Origin of the sequence: Pseudomonas sp. GM60 (assembly GCF_000282415.1) — a bacterium.
Lineage (GTDB): Bacteria > Pseudomonadota > Gammaproteobacteria > Pseudomonadales > Pseudomonadaceae > Aquipseudomonas > Aquipseudomonas migulae.
Window position 1 is genome coordinate 1 of record NZ_AKJI01000029.1, and the last position, 15,683, is coordinate 15,683.

The 15,683-nt window shown below is 59.5% G+C and carries 14 protein-coding genes; 11 read left to right on the forward strand and 3 right to left on the reverse strand.

The features are described from left to right. Positions 1-20 precede the first annotated feature (20 nt). Positions 21-1,388 (reverse strand): CYTH domain-containing protein, encoded by a 1,368-nt coding sequence (locus PMI32_RS23145; protein ID WP_008026000.1) that lies wholly within the window; start codon positions 1,386-1,388, stop codon positions 21-23. Positions 1,389-1,544: 156 nt separating this feature from the next. Between PMI32_RS23145 and argE the strand changes: the two genes are divergently transcribed. Both argE and argA read left to right on the forward strand, forming a co-directional pair. Continuing rightward, positions 1,545-2,699, forward strand: a complete 1,155-nt coding sequence (argE, locus tag PMI32_RS23140; RefSeq protein ID WP_008026001.1) for an acetylornithine deacetylase — start codon at positions 1,545-1,547, stop codon at positions 2,697-2,699. 237 nt (positions 2,700-2,936) lie between these two features. Continuing rightward, complete coding sequence (gene argA, locus PMI32_RS23135) at positions 2,937-4,235, forward strand: amino-acid N-acetyltransferase (protein WP_008026003.1); 1,299 nt, start codon at positions 2,937-2,939, stop codon at positions 4,233-4,235. A gap of 113 nt (positions 4,236-4,348) precedes the next feature. Here argA and tauA read toward each other — a convergent pair whose 3' ends face one another. Beyond that, on the reverse strand, positions 4,349-5,338 hold the full coding sequence (tauA, locus tag PMI32_RS23130; protein WP_008026005.1) for a taurine ABC transporter substrate-binding protein: 990 nt from the start codon (positions 5,336-5,338) through the stop codon (positions 4,349-4,351). A gap of 361 nt (positions 5,339-5,699) precedes the next feature. Here tauA and PMI32_RS23125 point away from each other — a divergent pair, with 361 nt between their 5' ends. From PMI32_RS23125 to PMI32_RS23085, 9 genes are all read left to right on the forward strand, one after another. Continuing rightward, positions 5,700-7,034 (forward strand): OprD family outer membrane porin, encoded by a 1,335-nt coding sequence (locus PMI32_RS23125; protein WP_008026006.1) that lies wholly within the window; start codon positions 5,700-5,702, stop codon positions 7,032-7,034. Positions 7,035-7,407: 373 nt separating this feature from the next. Then, a complete protein-coding gene (locus PMI32_RS23120; RefSeq protein WP_008026008.1) occupies positions 7,408-8,775 on the forward strand; it encodes an OprD family porin in 1,368 nt (455 codons plus the stop codon). 294 nt (positions 8,776-9,069) lie between these two features. Continuing rightward, positions 9,070-9,708, forward strand: coding sequence for a peroxiredoxin (locus PMI32_RS23115; protein WP_008026010.1), 639 nt, complete (start codon positions 9,070-9,072; stop codon positions 9,706-9,708). Positions 9,709-10,025: 317 nt separating this feature from the next. Further along, positions 10,026-10,619 carry an NADPH-dependent FMN reductase gene (gene ssuE, locus PMI32_RS23110; RefSeq protein ID WP_008026012.1) on the forward strand — a complete coding sequence of 198 codons (594 nt, stop codon included), beginning with the start codon at positions 10,026-10,028 and terminating at the stop codon, positions 10,617-10,619. Between the two features lie 89 nt (positions 10,620-10,708). After that, complete coding sequence (locus PMI32_RS23105; protein WP_008026015.1) at positions 10,709-11,674, forward strand: sulfonate ABC transporter substrate-binding protein; 966 nt, start codon at positions 10,709-10,711, stop codon at positions 11,672-11,674. Positions 11,675-11,714: 40 nt separating this feature from the next. Continuing rightward, positions 11,715-12,863 carry an FMNH2-dependent alkanesulfonate monooxygenase gene (gene ssuD / locus PMI32_RS23100; RefSeq protein ID WP_008026018.1) on the forward strand — a complete coding sequence of 383 codons (1,149 nt, stop codon included), beginning with the start codon at positions 11,715-11,717 and terminating at the stop codon, positions 12,861-12,863. Positions 12,864-12,871: 8 nt separating this feature from the next. Then, positions 12,872-13,654: an aliphatic sulfonate ABC transporter permease SsuC gene (gene ssuC, locus PMI32_RS23095; protein WP_008026021.1), complete on the forward strand. Its 783-nt coding sequence runs from the start codon at positions 12,872-12,874 to the stop codon at positions 13,652-13,654. Next, entirely contained in the window at positions 13,651-14,457 is an 807-nt protein-coding gene (gene ssuB / locus PMI32_RS23090; protein ID WP_008026022.1) for an aliphatic sulfonates ABC transporter ATP-binding protein, read from the forward strand. The genes ssuC and ssuB overlap by 4 nt, the downstream gene beginning before the upstream one ends. 33 nt (positions 14,458-14,490) lie before the next feature. Then, entirely contained in the window at positions 14,491-14,706 is a 216-nt protein-coding gene (locus tag PMI32_RS23085; protein ID WP_003229256.1) for a TOBE domain-containing protein, read from the forward strand. Positions 14,707-14,880: 174 nt separating this feature from the next. On the opposite strand, the gene PMI32_RS23080 is transcribed toward PMI32_RS23085, so the two are convergent. Next, positions 14,881-15,519 carry a TetR/AcrR family transcriptional regulator gene (locus PMI32_RS23080; RefSeq protein ID WP_008026024.1) on the reverse strand — a complete coding sequence of 213 codons (639 nt, stop codon included), beginning with the start codon at positions 15,517-15,519 and terminating at the stop codon, positions 14,881-14,883. Between the last annotated feature and the right edge of the window lie 164 nt (positions 15,520-15,683).

Here is a 15,683-nt window from a genome sequence, read left to right on the forward strand (position 1 = left end):
GCTTGCCCGCGAAGGCGGTTTTACATACGCAGCAGCATTTTCCAGGCACGATTCTGATAAACGGCAATCGCCTGCTGCTTACGCGCATCCAGCAACTCATCGGTGATCGGCTCGTTAGCCAGCAACGCCAACTGTTTCAGCTCGCCGTACAGTCGATCCATTTCCGGGACCTCCAGCACGTTGCGCGCATGGTGCAACCAGGACTGGATGCGTTCGATGCGCGGCAGTTGCTCGGCCAGATCTTCCGGCTGCTGCTGGTAACGCTGCAATTGCAGGGACGTCGCTTCTTCACCGAGCAAGCGCGGCAACCAGCTACCCAGTTGCGCAGCGCCCTGGCGATTGCCGCGAACATTACGATCGGCCGCCCAGGTGCGGGCCAGCAACCAGCGCGAGGTGTTCAGCGAGAACAGGCCCCAGCGCGGGTCTTCGAGTTCTTCGAGGAACTGCTCCGGCGCGGCTTTGCGCACGTCTTCGTCGTCCAGACCGGCTTGAACCAGCGGACGCCAGTCTTCAAGCAAGGCATCCAGGGCGAGACGCAGATCGTGCGTCGACTGACGCGGCGCGGCCTGGCCAAGGCTGCTCAGCAGGGCGCGCAATTCAGCGAGGTTTTCGACCCAGTCCTGCAACAGACGCCAGTGGCCATTGAAGCGATATTGCTCGGCCAGACGCTGGCTGCTGCTCAGCAAGTGCCAGCTCAACGCGGCGAACGCGTCATCCAGCGGCATTTCGGCGCTGATCTGCGGGGCCGGCAGGCTCAACGAATAGCTGTTGGCGTCGTACAAGCGATAACCGCGTTCGGCCTTGCTGATGTCACACGGCATCAGGGCCAGGGTCGCGGCCAGTTCGGCGGCCAGCTCCAGCAATGCAGCCGGTTCACCTTCGCGCAGTTCCAGTTCCAGCTCGCAGATTTCTTCTTTCTGCTTGCCGACCACCACGTGGCCCAGGTCCAGCGCGGCTTCGATGACCACTTTGGTCTTGCCACGGCCCCAGGCGATTTCAGCGCGTTCGCGGACGAAATCGGTGGTGAAGATCGGCTTCAGGGTTTTCTTGTCCAGCTCGGCCAGCTCTTCAGGCCAGCATTCGCCGTCGAGTTTCTTCACATCGAGCTTGGCTTTGGGCAGGTTCCAGTCGTATTCGTTACGCTCGGACAAACCGGCGACGCTCTGGCCGCGGGTCTTGAGGGTCTGAATGACTTCTTCGCCGTCCTTGCGCAGGCGCAGGGCAACCTTGGCGCGGGCCAGGTCGCGCTCAGGCGTGTCGAAGTACTGGTTCATCAGTTCACGGCGTTCCCAGCCACTTTTGTTGCGTTTTTTCAGGAGCGGGTGCTCGCGCAGTGCGGCGAGGGTTTCGCGGCTGACGCGGAGTTTGATTTCAGTTTCTTTCTGCATGGCCGGAAAATCCAGGATCGGGAGCGCAGCCGGGGGAATGTGTGGCTGCCAAGGTCGTGCAGTGTACAGCACTGCTCAGACCTACGCGCCGCGACGGTTTATTCCTGTCACCGGATGGTTCTATGATGGACTTCAATTCGGGAGTTGGAGTCAGCGATGCCGTTGCCGTCGATGAAAGATCAGTTCGCTGCGCTGATTGCCGCACCATCGGTCAGTTGCACTCAGGCCAGCCTCGATCAGACCAACCGTCCGGTGATCGATTTGCTGGCGACGTGGCTCGGCGATCTGGGTTTTGCCTGCGATATCCAGCAGGTCAGCCCCGGCAAATTCAACCTGCTGGCCAGTTTTGGTTCCGGGCCCGGCGGTCTGGTGCTCGCCGGGCATAGCGACACTGTGCCGTTCGATGGCGCGTTGTGGCAGACCGATCCGCTGAAGCTGACCGAAGTCGATGGCCGCTGGGTCGGGTTGGGTAGTTGCGACATGAAAGGCTTTTTTGCCCTCGCCATCGAAGCCGTCCTGCCGTTGCTCGACCAGCCGTTCAAACAGCCGTTGCTGATCCTCGCCACCTGCGACGAAGAAAGCTCGATGTCCGGCGCGCGTGCCTTGGCCGCAGCAGGACGCCCGTTGGGCCGAGCGGCGGTGATCGGCGAGCCGACCGGGCTCAAGCCGATCCGCATGCACAAAGGCATCATGATGGAGCGCATCGACATTCTCGGTCAGAGCGGCCATTCCTCCGATCCGCGCCTGGGCCATAGCGCCCTCGAAGCCATGCATGATGCGATTGGCGAATTGCGCGGCCTGCGCCTGCTGTGGCAACGTGAATTCCGCAATCCGCAGTTTGGTGTGCCGACTCCGACCATGAACTTCGGCTGTATCCATGGCGGGGATAACCCCAACCGGATTTGCGGTCAGTGTTCGCTGGAATTCGACCTGCGTCCGTTGCCGGGCATGGACCCCAAGGTGTTGCGCGCGGAGATTCTGCAGAAACTCCAGCCGGTTGCCGAGCGCCATCAGGTGAAGATCGATTACGCGCCGCTGTTCCCTGAAGTGCCGCCCTTCGAGCAGGCCGAAGACGCTGAATTGGTCCGCATCGCGGAGCAGCTCACCGGTCATCGCGCCGAAGCAGTGGCGTTCGGGACGGAAGCGCCTTATCTTCAACGCCTTGGCTGCGAAACGCTGGTGCTGGGCCCGGGTGACATCGCGTGTGCGCACCAACCGGGGGAATACCTCGAAATGTCACGTTTGCAGCCTACCGTGCATCTATTACGACAGTTGATTGAACATTACTGCCTGACACCGGCCAAAATGTGACCTGTGTAGGAGCCGGCTTGCTGGCGATGAACGATGACGCGGTTCACCTGACGGACCGCGGCGCCCGCATCGCCAGCAAGCCGGCTCCTACAGGTCATGTAAATTGCCGATGTTTAAACCCGTATTCATGAGGAGAGCGCGCGTGTCGCCAAGCCTGTTCCGACGATAACCATCAGCCCGCTGTGCGTTTTCTGTTTCGCCCATTTTTTGGCTGCTATTTATTACAGGCCCAGGTTCATGCCCGAATACGTTAATTGGCTTCGTCACGCTTCGCCTTACATCAATGCCCACCGCGATTGCACCTTCGTCGTCATGCTGCCCGGCGACGGCGTGGAGCATCCGAACTTCGGCAACATCGTCCACGACCTGGTGCTGCTGCACAGCCTCGGCGTACGACTGGTGCTTGTTCACGGTTCCCGTCCGCAAATTGAAACCCGTCTCGCGGCACGCGGCCTGACCCCGCATTACCACCACGGCATGCGCATCACCGATGCCGCGACCCTTGAGTGTGTGATCGATGCGGTCGGCCAGTTGCGTATCGCCATCGAAGCGCGCCTGTCCATGGACATGGCTTCGTCGCCGATGCAGGGCTCGCGCCTGCGGGTGGCCAGCGGCAACCTGGTGACCGCCCGGCCGATCGGCGTGCTCGAAGGTGTCGACTATCACCACACCGGCGAAGTGCGCCGGGTTGACCGCAAAGGCATCAATCGCCTGCTGGACGAGCGCTCCATCGTGCTGCTGTCGCCGCTGGGCTACTCGCCGACCGGGGAGATTTTCAACCTCGCTTGCGAAGACGTCGCGACCCGCGCAGCCATCGACCTGGGTGCCGATAAACTGCTGCTGTTCGGCGCTGACCTGGGCTTGATCGATGAAAACGGTCGTCTGGTGCGCGAACTGCGCCCGCAACAAGTGCCGGCGCATTTGCAGCGTCTGGGCAGCAACTATCAGGCGGAACTGCTGGATGCGGCGGCTGAAGCCTGCCGTGGCGGCGTGGCGCGCAGCCATATCGTCAGTTACGCCGAAGACGGCGCGCTGCTGACCGAACTGTTCACCCGTGACGGCGGCGGTACGCTGGTGGCACAGGAGCAATTCGAGGTCGTGCGCGAGGCCGCGATTGAAGACGTTGGTGGTTTGCTGGACTTGATCAGCCCGCTGGAAGAGCAGGGGATTCTGGTGCGACGTTCCCGCGAAGTGCTGGAGCGTGAGATCGAGCAGTTCAGCGTGGTCGAGCGCGAAGGCATGATCATCGCTTGCGCGGCGCTGTATCAGATTGCCGATTCGGATGCCGGGGAGTTGGCGTGTCTGGCGGTGAACCCGGAGTACCGTCATGGCGGTCGCGGGGATGAGCTGCTGGAGCGGATCGAAACCCGTGCCCGGGCTCAAGGTCTGAAAACCTTGTTTGTCCTGACGACCCGTACGGCTCACTGGTTCCGCGAGCGCGGGTTTGTGCCAAGCAGCGTCGAGCGCCTGCCGTCGGCGCGGGCGTCGCTGTACAACTATCAGCGTAACTCGAAGATCTTCGAAAAAACCTTGTAACCCGGACTCTGTGGGAGCGAGGCTTGCCCGCGAAGGCGGCCTCAAATTCAACATATGTGTCGGCAGGTATGGCCTCTTCGCGGGCAAGCCTCGCTCCTACGGGGAACGGTGTGTTACTCGGTGACGAATTTCGCGCTGACATACGGCGAATAGTCCGGCAGCACCGTCTCAACCTTGCCTTGTTCCTTCAAGAACTTCGCCGTCTCACCAATCGCCTTCGCCGTGCCGCCCTCCAGCAGCGCGGTGGTTTGTTGCGCCTTGGCGTCCGGGAATGCAGAACCGGCCAGCAGTTCCGGCACATCGGCGGCATTGGCACCGGTCAGTTTGGCGATTTTCTGTACCGGCACCGAATCGGCGGTCCAGCTGTCTTTATGTGCCGCATAGTCGGCGAACGAGTCCAGCGTCACCTTGGCGAACTTGGCGACGACGTCCGGATGTTTCTCGGCGTAATCCTTGCGCGCCACCCACACTTCAAAAGTCGGCGCGCCCCACTGACCGACCTGTGCGGCGTCAGTCAACGTCTTGCCAGTCTTGCGAATTTCCCCCAGGGCGGGCGACCAGACGAACGCACCGTCGATGTCCCCACGCTTCCAGGCGGCAGCGATTTCCGCCGGTTGCAGGTTCACCACTTTGACTTTCGAGGCGTCCAGGCCCCAGTGCTTCAAGGCACCGAGCAAGCTGTAGTGAGAGGTTGAAACGAACGGTGTGGCGATAGTCTTGCCGATCAGATCTTCCGGTTTATCGATGCCGCTGCCGTTGCGCACCACCAACGCTTCGGCGGCGTTGATCTGGGCAGAAACGATAAACGCGACGATCGGCAAATTGCGCGAGGCGGCCGCGGCCAGTGGGCTTGAGCCGAGGTTGCCAATCTGTACGTCACCCGAGGCGATGGCGGTTACTACTTCCGGCCCACTGTTGAAACGACGCCAGTCAATTTTTTGGCCGATGGTTTTCTCGTAGAGTCCATCCGCCTGGGGGACTTTGCTGGGGTCTATTCCGGTTTGATAGCCGACGGTGAGGTTCGCGGCATGGGCGGAAAAAGAAAATAATACCGATACACAAACTGTAACAATTGGGTTGGATAGTGCGCGCTTGGTCGTCATGGCGTAGGCCTTATCGATAGGAATTGTTGCGGAATTGCTTCCAAACCTAATCGATCTAAAAAACGCCTAATAAATACCATTTAGGAATTAGCTTATGAGCTGGCCGCTCTAGTCCGCGGGGCAGCAAACGTTGAGCCAAATTCCTAAACGGTATTAGAAAAGAATCCAGCCATTCTTTTCAGGTTTATGACGAAATCATGACCCTGCACGGACCAAAAAACGGGGATTAGACCATGGTCGTAGACACACATGGTTACGATTGACTTGTGGGTCACGCTCTGGCGCTAATCGCGCATCTTAGGACTTGGGACATTGATTCCGGGCCAGGAATACAAGAATTAGAGACGAGAGGAGTTTAACAATGAACAAGTCCACCTTGGCGCTGGCCGTGGCCCTAGGGGTTATGGCGCAGCAGGCAGGCGCCGCTGGTTTCATCGAAGACAGCAAGGCTTCCGTCAGTTCGCGCACCTATTATTTCGACGCCGATGTCCGTGAAGGCGCCAAGACCCCAGCCAACCGTCAGCGAGAAGCCGCTGAAGGCCTCAAGTTCGATTACCAGTCGGGCTTCACCCAAGGTGTCGTAGGTTTCGGTATCGATGCCCAGGCATTGGTCGGTATCCATCTGGACGGCGGCAAGGGCCATCACCCGGACAATAACTCCTTCAGTCCTAGCGATTCCGATGGTTCGGCAGAGAGTTCGTGGAGCCGCGTGGCGGGCAACGTCAAGGCACGCTTCTCGAAGACAGAGGCCCACTACGGTGGTGCCCTGCAGCCAAACATGCCGATCCTGATCGCGAACGACAGTCGCGTACTGCCACAAACCTTTGAAGGTGGCACCATCACCTCGAAGGAAATCGACAACGTGACCTTCAACGTTGGTCAGCTGGAGCACGCGACCGGTCGCGCGTCCAGCAACAGCACCGGCCTGTCTGTGGCTGGCGCTACTCAGGACAGCAACCAGTTCCGTTATGCCGGTGCTGACTGGAAAGTCACCAAAGACCTGATGCTGCAGTACTACTACGCGAACCTGGAAGATTTCTACAAGCAGAGCTTCCTCGGTCTGGTGCACGTCTACCCGATCGCACCCAACCAGTCGTTCAAGACCGATCTTCGTTATTTCGACAGCAGCTCCGACGGCAAGAACGGTGACGCTGGCTACCAATTCAGCAACAACGGTGGTTTCGCCAAGAACAAGGGCGAGGTCGATAACAAGACCTGGAGCGCCACGTTCACCTACACCCTGGGCGGCAACGCGTTCCTGCTCGGGCATCAGCGTGTCAACGATGACGGCGGCTTTGTCTTCTTGAACCAGGGCAACGTTGTCGATGGTAACGGTCGCAACGAAGGCGCTGGCGGCGCCAGCTTCTACTCGTTCACCGATGCCACTGTGGGCAGCTTTATCCGTGCCGGTGAAAACACCACGTACGGTCAGTACACCTATGACTTCGCGTCTTTGGGTGTACCAGGCTTGAAAGCTTCGGCTGGTTACTTGTATGGCCGGGATATCAAGACCGTCAGCGGCGCGGGTGAAGACCTGAACGAGCGGGAAACCGACCTGCGCGTGGACTATGTGATTCAAACCGGTCCACTTAAAGGGTTTGGCACGACGGTGCGTCACGGTGCTTATCGTGGCAACACCAACGCTGACCAAGACCAGACCCGTCTGATCTTCAACTACACCTACAGCTTCTTGTAAGAGATTGCGCAAAAGAGCCTCGCCGTTTGGCGGGGTTTTTTTGTGATTTTTTCGTATATGCCAATTAGGCATTACTTAGGAATTTATTATTCTTTTTGGCTTTTAAAATAAACCCCTAAAGTGCATCCCGCCGGGGCCGATATTGAGTGTCCTGCCGCGATTAAAATGCCGCTTTTTATTCCCGCACGGCATGAAAAAGAATGAAATAAATGTATTTACGTTTACCATGCCGGCCCATTCGCCGCGCTTAGACCCTTGACTTAGACACATCAGTTGAGTGGCGCGCGGATTGCGGTTGGCGGTATCCGCACATTTCAGGATCCAGGGCATTCGACTCAGGACCGAAAAAATTAGAAACGAGAGGAGCGAAACAATGAACAAGTCCACCTTGGCCCTGGCTGTGGCCGTAGGGGTTTTGGCGCAGCAGGCAGGCGCCGCCGGTTTCATCGAAGACAGCAAAGCTACTTTGGGGCTGCGTAACTTCTACATCAACACTGATAACCGTGACGGCGATACCAAAGCTGCCAAGGCTCAGAACAAGCTGGAAGAGTGGGGCCAAGGCTTCGATCTGCGCTTCACCTCCGGTTACACCCAAGGCACCGTCGGCTTCGGTATCGATGCTATCGGCCTGCTGGGCGTGCGTCTGGATACGGGCGGTGGTACTAACGGCGCCACTTCGACTTCGTACGGCGGCACTGTTTTCCCAAGCAAATCCAACGGCGAAGCGGTTGATAACTTCTCCAGCCTGGGTCTGACTGCCAAAGCCAAGATCTCCCAGACTGAACTGAAGCTGGGCACCCTGCAGCCAAAACTGCCGGTTATCGTGACCAACGACGGTCGTCTGCTGCCACAAACCTTCCAGGGTGGCCAGATCACTACGAACGAAATCAAAGACCTGACACTGGTCGGTGGTCAGATCGAGCACGCCAAAGGTCGTAACTCCAGCAACAACGAAGAGTTGTCGATTGCTGGTGCCAACGCCCACACGGCTGCCGGTCGCGACAGCAACAAATTCATTTACGGTGGCGGTGACTACAAAATCACCAAAGACCTGACTGCCCAGTACTACTACGGCAACCTGGAAGACTTCTACAAGCAGCACTTCCTGGGTCTGGTTCACAACTGGGCCATCGGTCCGGGCGTGTTGAAGTCGGACTTCCGTTACTTCAACAGCCGTGATGATGGCGCCAATGGCCATGACTCTGCCTACTTCACCACTGGTGACTACGGCACTGGCATCACCAAGGGCAAGGTTGACAACAACCTGTACAGCGGCTTGTTCCTGTACAGCGTTTCAGGTCATACCTTCGGTGGCGGCTATCAGGTCAGCAACGGCAACAGCGACTTCCCATGGCTTAACCAGGGTGACGGTTCGTCGGCTTACCTGACTACCGACAGTCAGATTGCCAAGTTCGCCCGTGCCGGTGAACGCACCTGGCAAGCTCGCTACTCGTACGACTTCGCCAAGGTTGGCATCCCTGGCCTGACCGCCGGTGTGGTTTACCTGCGTGGCGACAACATCGACACCTCCGGTAAAGTCGGCACCCGCCAAGTCAACGTCAACGATACTGGCCGCTCCGAGTGGGAACGCGACCTGACCGTCGGTTACGTCGTACAAGAAGGCACGCTGAAGAACCTGGGCGTGATGTGGAAAAACGCTACCTGGCGCAACGACATCCCTGGTCAGCGCGACCAGGACGAAAACCGCCTGATCGTCAGCTACTCGATCCCGCTGTTGTAATAGCGCTCGCGTAACCGCTGAAAAAAAGCCCCGCCCGGCATCACGCCGGGCGGGGCTTTTGCGTTTTCGGGGCGGGGTCACCCCCGTAATCCCGTCCCGAAACGTTCCCTCTTTTGCAGCGACTCAAGGCCTTCTCGAACCTTGGAAGCGATAGTCGTCGCGATGACTTTGCAGGTCCAGTGAACAGATCTTTAATATTCTATTTGGGCCTAAGAATGGCTTTATTTATTCTTTTTCTAAACTCCCCAACACGAGCTACAGTTGAGTTCTACACCTACTCATCAGGAGCCCACCATGAGCATCAGACTCGGCGACATCGCACCCGACTTCGAACAGGATTCCAGCGCCGGCACCATCCGTTTCCATGAATGGCTGGGCGATAGCTGGGGCGTGCTGTTTTCCCACCCGGCGGATTTCACCCCGGTGTGCACCACCGAGCTGGGCTTCACCGCCAAGCTCAAGGATGAATTCACCCAGCGCGGGGTCAAGGCCATCGCGTTGTCCGTAGACCCGGTTGACTCGCACCACAAGTGGATCGAGGACATCAACGAAACCCAGAACACGATCGTCAACTTCCCGATCCTGGCCGATGCTGATCGCAAGGTATCGGACCTGTACGACCTGATTCACCCGAACGCCAACGACACCCTGACCGTGCGTTCGCTGTTCGTGATCGACCCGAACAAAAAGGTTCGCCTGACCATCACCTACCCGGCGAGCACCGGCCGCAACTTCCATGAAATCCTGCGGGTGATCGACTCGCTGCAACTCACCGATAACTACAAGGTGGCCACCCCGGCCAACTGGAAGGACGGTGAAGAAGTGGTGATCGTGCCGTCGCTTCAGGATCCAGAGGAAATCAAGAAGCGCTTTCCAAAGGGTTATCGCGCGGTGAAACCGTACCTGCGCCTGACACCGCAGCCCAATCGTTGAGCTGAAAACCAATCCCCGTAGGAGCGAGGCTTGCCCGCGAAGGCGTCGTCAAAGCCAACATCAATGTTGGACGTCATGGCCTCTTCGCGGGCAAGCCTCGCTCCTACAAGGGCTGTGCAAATCCATATAGCAGGGGAATTTCGGGCCGTTTATACGGCCCATTTTTTTGCCCGGACAAAGCGGCTCAGTATAGAACTACAACGCATAACCAAATGAATAAATATGATTTAAAGATATATAAATCACCTGTTAAGGTCTCTCCATCGAAGCGAGATCGCCCACTGCGAATCGCCTGCACCGTTCAAGGAATCGTCTGAATGCTGGTCGTCTCACTCGGTGGCAGTCCCAGCCAACGCTCCCGTTCCGGGGTGCTGCTGGAGCGCTCTCAACGCTGGTTGCAGGAGCAAGGTGTGGAAGTGGTGAGTTATCAGGTACGGGACTTCCCGGCCGAAGACTTGCTGCACGCACGGTTCGACAGCCCCAAGGTGATCGACCTGCTGCAACAGATTGAAAACGCCGATGGCCTGCTGATCGCCACCCCGGTGTACAAAGCGTCGTTTTCCGGTGCTTTGAAAACCGTGCTGGACCTGCTGCCCGAGCGCGCCCTGGCGCACAAAGTGGTGTTGCCCATGGCCACCGGAGGCAGCATCGCTCACATGCTGGCGGTGGATTACGCACTCAAGCCAGTGCTGTCGGCATTGAAAGCCCAGGAAATGCTCCACGGGATTTTCGCTGTGGACAGCCAGATCGCTTACGGCGAAGGCAGCGCCCAGGCGCAACTGGCGCCGGAGCTGGAACAACGACTGAATGAATCGCTGGAGCTGTTCTTCAGCGCCATGGCCCGACGGCCCAAGCCGATCGATCCGAACCTGCTGAATGATCGTTTGTTGAGTGCTCGCTGGAGCATTTAAGCCTCACCCTGACTTGATGTACTCACCTTACTCAGCCGTCAACGGTTAAGCAGGTGCAGCCAAAACTCAACTGCAAAAAGGAGAGCGCTATGCGCACTGTCATTTTGCGTCGTGGTCTGGTCGCTCTGTTTGCTGCGGCTGTAACCTTCGGCGCCATTACTCAAGCACAAGCTGAAACCCTGCGGATCGGCTATCAGAAATACGGCACCCTGGTGCTGCTCAAAGCCAAAGGCACGCTGGAAAAACGCCTCGCCGCCCAAGGCGTCGACGTGCAATGGACTGAATTCCCCGGTGGCCCGCAGCTGCTTGAAGGCCTGAACGTCGGCTCCATCGACTTTGGTGTCACCGGCGAAACGCCTCCGGTATTTGCTCAAGCGGCGGGCGCCGATTTGCTCTACGTCGCCTACGAACCGCCTGCGCCGCACAGCGAAGCGATCCTGGTGCCGAAGGACTCGCCGATCAAATCGGTGAAGGACCTCAAGGGCAAGAAAGTCGTGCTCAACAAAGGCTCCAACGTTCACTACCTGCTGGTCCGCGCGCTTGAAGACGCCGGCCTCAAATACACCGACATCCAGACCGTCTTCCTGCCGCCGGCCGATGCCCGCGCCGCGTTCGAGCGTGGCAGTGTCGATGCCTGGGTCATCTGGGACCCGTACCAGGCCGCCGCCGAGAAGCAGCTGCAAGCGCACACCCTGCGCGATGGCAAGGGCATCGTCGACAACCATCAGTTCTACCTGGCGACCAAGCCTTACGCACAGAAAAATCCTGAGGTGATCAAGACCCTCGTGGAAGAAGTGCGCGCCGTCGGCGAATGGTCCAAGGCCAATCCTGAAGACGTGACCAAGCAGGTCTCGCCACTGCTCGGCTTGCCGGAAGACATCACCCTGACCTCGGTGAAACGCCAGGGCTACGGCGCGTTGTTCCTGACCCCGGAAGTGGTCGCTGCGCAACAGAAAATCGCCGACAGCTTCTACCAGCTCAAGCTGATTCCGAAGCCGCTGAGCATCAAAGACGTGATCTGGACGCCGCCGGCAGCCGTTGCCAAGGCTCAGTAACCAAAAGCCCGGTAATTCGATTCCCCAAGGAGACCACTCCATGAGCCTCAATATCTTCTGGTTCCTGCCTACCCATGGCGACGGCCATTACCTTGGCACCGCCGAAGGCGCTCGCGCCGTTGACCACGGTTACCTGCAACAAGTCGCGCAAGCGGCGGATCGTCTGGGCTTCGGCGGGGTGCTGATTCCCACCGGTCGCTCGTGCGAAGACTCGTGGCTGGTGGCCGCGTCGCTGATCCCGGTGACCCAGCGTTTGAAATTCCTTGTCGCCCTGCGCCCCGGGATCATTTCCCCGACGGTGGCAGCACGTCAGGCCGCGACACTGGATCGTCTGTCCGGCGGTCGTGCGCTGTTCAACCTGGTGACCGGCGGTGATCCGGAAGAATTGGCCGGCGATGGTTTGTTCCTGACCCACGAAGAGCGCTATCAGGCTTCGGTGGAATTCACCCGCATCTGGCGTCGCGTGCTGGAAGGCGAAACCGTCGATTACGACGGTCAGCACATCAGCGTGAAGGGCGCCAAGTTGCTCTATCCGCCGATCCAGCAACCGCGTCCGCCGCTGTACTTCGGCGGCTCGTCGGAAGCCGCGCAAGACCTGGCCGCCGAGCAAGTGGAAATGGTCCTGACCTGGGGCGAACCGCCGGCCGCCGTGGCCGAGAAGATCGAACAGGTTCGCGCCAAAGCCGCGAAGCTTGGCCGCACGGTGCGCTTCGGTATTCGCTTGCACGTGATCGTCCGTGAAACCAATGCCGAAGCCTGGCAAGCGGCGGACCGACTGATCTCGCACCTGGACGACGACACCATTGCCCGTGCCCAGGCTTCCCTGGCGCGCTTCGATTCCGTGGGCCAGCAACGCATGGCGGCGCTGCATGGCGGCAGTCGCGACAACCTGGAGGTCAGCCCTAACCTGTGGGCCGGCGTCGGCCTGGTGCGTGGCGGTGCCGGTACTGCACTGGTCGGCGACGGTCCGACCGTGGCCGCCCGCGTGAAGGAATACGCGGACCTGGGCATCGACACCTTCATCTTCTCCGGTTATCCACACCTGGAAGAGTCGTACCGCGTCGCCGAGTTGCTGTTCCCGCACCTGGACATCGAGCGTCCGGAATTGCCGAAAAGCGCCGGTTACGTCAGCCCGTTCGGCGAGATGGTCGCTAACGACATTCTTCCCAAAGCTGCGTCCCAGAGCTGAGGCGCGCCATGAAGAGAATCATCCACAACTTGGCGCCCTGGGCGTTGCCGATTTTGCTGTTGGCGGTGTGGCAGTTGTCGGTGTCGGCGGGCTGGTTGTCGACACGGATTCTGCCGGCGCCGATTGCCGTGATCGAAGCCGGCGTGAGCCTGGTGCGCAGCGGTGAAATCTGGACGCACCTGGCCATCAGCGGCTGGCGTGCGGTGCTGGGCTTCACCATCGGTGGCGGTATCGGCCTGGCGCTGGGCTTCATTACCGGCCTGTCGAAATGGGGCGAACGCCTGCTCGACAGTTCGGTGCAGATGATCCGCAATGTGCCGCACCTGGCGCTGATTCCGCTGGTGATCCTGTGGTTCGGCATCGACGAGTCGGCGAAGATTTTCCTGGTGGCGTTGGGCACCTTGTTCCCGATCTACCTCAACACCTACCACGGCATTCGCAACGTCGACCCGGCGCTGGTGGAGATGGCGCGCAGTTACGGCTTGTCCGGTTTCAGTCTGTTCCGTCAGGTCATTTTGCCGGGTGCATTGCCTTCGATTCTGGTCGGCGTGCGTTTTGCGCTGGGCTTCATGTGGCTGACCTTGATCGTTGCTGAAACCATCTCCGCGAGTTCCGGCATTGGCTACCTGGCAATGAACGCCCGGGAGTTTTTGCAGACCGACGTGGTGGTGCTCGCGATCCTGATGTACGCGGTGCTGGGCAAACTGGCCGACCTCGCGGCCCGTGGACTTGAACGTGTGTGGCTGCGCTGGCATCCGGCTTATCAAGTTGCCAAAGGAGGTGCCGCATGACCGCTCAACAACCTCCACGCCTGCTGCGCGGGATTCCGCTGGTGGTGCGCAAGCTGCAAAAAACCTTCGGTTCGCGGCAGGTGCTGCGCGAGATCGATCTGCACATTCCGGCCGGCCAATTCGTCGCCGTGGTGGGTCGCAGTGGTTGCGGCAAAAGTACCTTGCTGCGGTTGCTCGCCGGTCTCGATAAGCCGACTGGCGGTGAATTGCTCGCCGGTTCCGCACCGCTGAGCGATGCGCGGGAAGACACCCGGTTGATGTTCCAGGAAGCCCGTCTGCTGCCGTGGAAAAAGGTCATCGACAACGTCGGTCTCGGGCTCTCGGGCAACTGGCGGCCAGAAGCGCTGGAAGCATTGGAGTCGGTCGGCCTGGCGGATCGCGCCAATGAATGGCCGGCGGCCTTGTCCGGTGGGCAGAAGCAGCGTGTGGCCCTGGCCCGCGCGCTGATCCATCAACCGCGCCTGCTGTTGCTGGACGAACCGCTGGGTGCGCTGGATGCCCTGACCCGGATCGAAATGCAGCAACTGATCGAACGGCTCTGGCAGAAGCACGGTTTCACCGTGTTGCTAGTGACCCACGATGTCAGTGAAGCGGTGGCGATTGCCGATCGGGTGATCCTGATCGAAGAGGGCGAAGTCGGCCTTGACCTGCACGTGGAACTGCCGCGCCCTCGGGTTCGGGGTTCGCATCGGCTGGCGGCGCTGGAAACCGAAGTCCTCAATCGCGTCCTCGCGCTGCCCGGCCAGCCGCCGGAGCCGGAACCTGTTTCACCCTTGCCTACGCAATTGCGTTGGGCTCAATAACTCAAGCCTCATTCAACGACAGGAATCAACATCATGACTATCAAAGCCATCAACGTTCGTAACCAGTTCAAAGGCTCGATCAAGGAAATCGTACTGGGTGACGTGCTGTCGGAAATCGACGTGCAAACCGCTTCCGGCATCGTCACGTCGGTGATCACCACCCGCTCGGTAAAAGAGCTGGAGCTGGTGGTCGGCAGCGAAGTGATCGCGTTTGTGAAATCCACCGAGGTGTCGATCGCCAAGTTGTAAGGGCGTGCACTGCACCCGACCCCGGAGGGTTCGAACCCTTCGGGGTTTTTTATGCGCGTGAATCAGTCAGTTCGGCGGTGCTGCCATCGCGAGCAGGCTCACTCCCACAGGGAAACGCATTCCAAATGTAGGAGTGAGCCTGCTCGCGATGAGGCCGGTGCAGCTGAAAAATAATCAGGCAGGAATAACGCGCTTGGGCAAATACGGCGGCAAATACAGCCCCAAATACGCATCAAACACCCGCATCCCTTCCTCGGCCATGCGCGACGTGATCTGCCCATGCTGCTGCACCGAACGCGCATACACCCGATCACCCAGCTCCATAGCCAGCGCAAACACATCAACGTCAGTCGGCAATTTGGGCAGTTCGAAATGATGATCGAACAGCTTGTGCATCAGGTCGCCCAGCTCAATGTCGTGCTGACGGTCGGCCTGAGTCACTTCGGTCAGGCCATGCTGGGCGAGGATCAATTGGCGGGCGGCGGCGTCTTCGTCGTAGATGTCGAGCATGCGTTGTTCCACCAGCCGCGACAGGTCCCGCCAGCCGTTGAGCGCATCGTGGTCGATGGGTGCTTGCAGGCACGCGCGGAAAGCGGCGTGGACGTCGGCGGTCAGTGCTTCGAGCAAGGCCGGGACGCTGGCGAAAAAGTGGTAGACCGAGGAGGGCGGGATTTCCGCGCGTTCGGCAACGCTGTAGATCGACAGACTGGCCACGCCCTCGGCGGCCAGCAGCGTGCGGGCGGCATCGAGTATCGAATCGATCCGGGCCTGGCTGCGGGCGCGGGGTTTGCGTGGGGTGGCGAGTCGGGTCATTGAAGTCTCCTGCGGGGCAGCGGGCATTGTACGAGCAGGGTTGTGTGTTGTCTGCCTGGACGCCTTCGCGGGCAAGCCTCGCTCCTACGGGATCACGTTGTTCCGCGGATTTTTGACCGGCACAAAACCTGTAGGAGCGAGGCTTGCCCGCGAACCGCCGAAGG

Coding starts and splice junctions, on each gene's coding strand:
- PMI32_RS23145 (WP_008026000.1), bottom strand. CDS start 1,388: ATGCAGAAAGAAACTGAAATCAAACTCCGCGTCAGCCGCGAAACCCTC.
- argE (WP_008026001.1), top strand. CDS start 1,545: ATGCCGTTGCCGTCGATGAAAGATCAGTTCGCTGCGCTGATTGCCGCA.
- argA (WP_008026003.1), top strand. CDS start 2,937: ATGCCCGAATACGTTAATTGGCTTCGTCACGCTTCGCCTTACATCAAT.
- tauA (WP_008026005.1), bottom strand. CDS start 5,338: ATGACGACCAAGCGCGCACTATCCAACCCAATTGTTACAGTTTGTGTA.
- PMI32_RS23125 (WP_008026006.1), top strand. CDS start 5,700: ATGAACAAGTCCACCTTGGCGCTGGCCGTGGCCCTAGGGGTTATGGCG.
- PMI32_RS23120 (WP_008026008.1), top strand. CDS start 7,408: ATGAACAAGTCCACCTTGGCCCTGGCTGTGGCCGTAGGGGTTTTGGCG.
- PMI32_RS23115 (WP_008026010.1), top strand. CDS start 9,070: ATGAGCATCAGACTCGGCGACATCGCACCCGACTTCGAACAGGATTCC.
- ssuE (WP_008026012.1), top strand. CDS start 10,026: ATGCTGGTCGTCTCACTCGGTGGCAGTCCCAGCCAACGCTCCCGTTCC.
- PMI32_RS23105 (WP_008026015.1), top strand. CDS start 10,709: ATGCGCACTGTCATTTTGCGTCGTGGTCTGGTCGCTCTGTTTGCTGCG.
- ssuD (WP_008026018.1), top strand. CDS start 11,715: ATGAGCCTCAATATCTTCTGGTTCCTGCCTACCCATGGCGACGGCCAT.
- ssuC (WP_008026021.1), top strand. CDS start 12,872: ATGAAGAGAATCATCCACAACTTGGCGCCCTGGGCGTTGCCGATTTTG.
- ssuB (WP_008026022.1), top strand. CDS start 13,651: ATGACCGCTCAACAACCTCCACGCCTGCTGCGCGGGATTCCGCTGGTG.
- PMI32_RS23085 (WP_003229256.1), top strand. CDS start 14,491: ATGACTATCAAAGCCATCAACGTTCGTAACCAGTTCAAAGGCTCGATC.
- PMI32_RS23080 (WP_008026024.1), bottom strand. CDS start 15,519: ATGACCCGACTCGCCACCCCACGCAAACCCCGCGCCCGCAGCCAGGCC.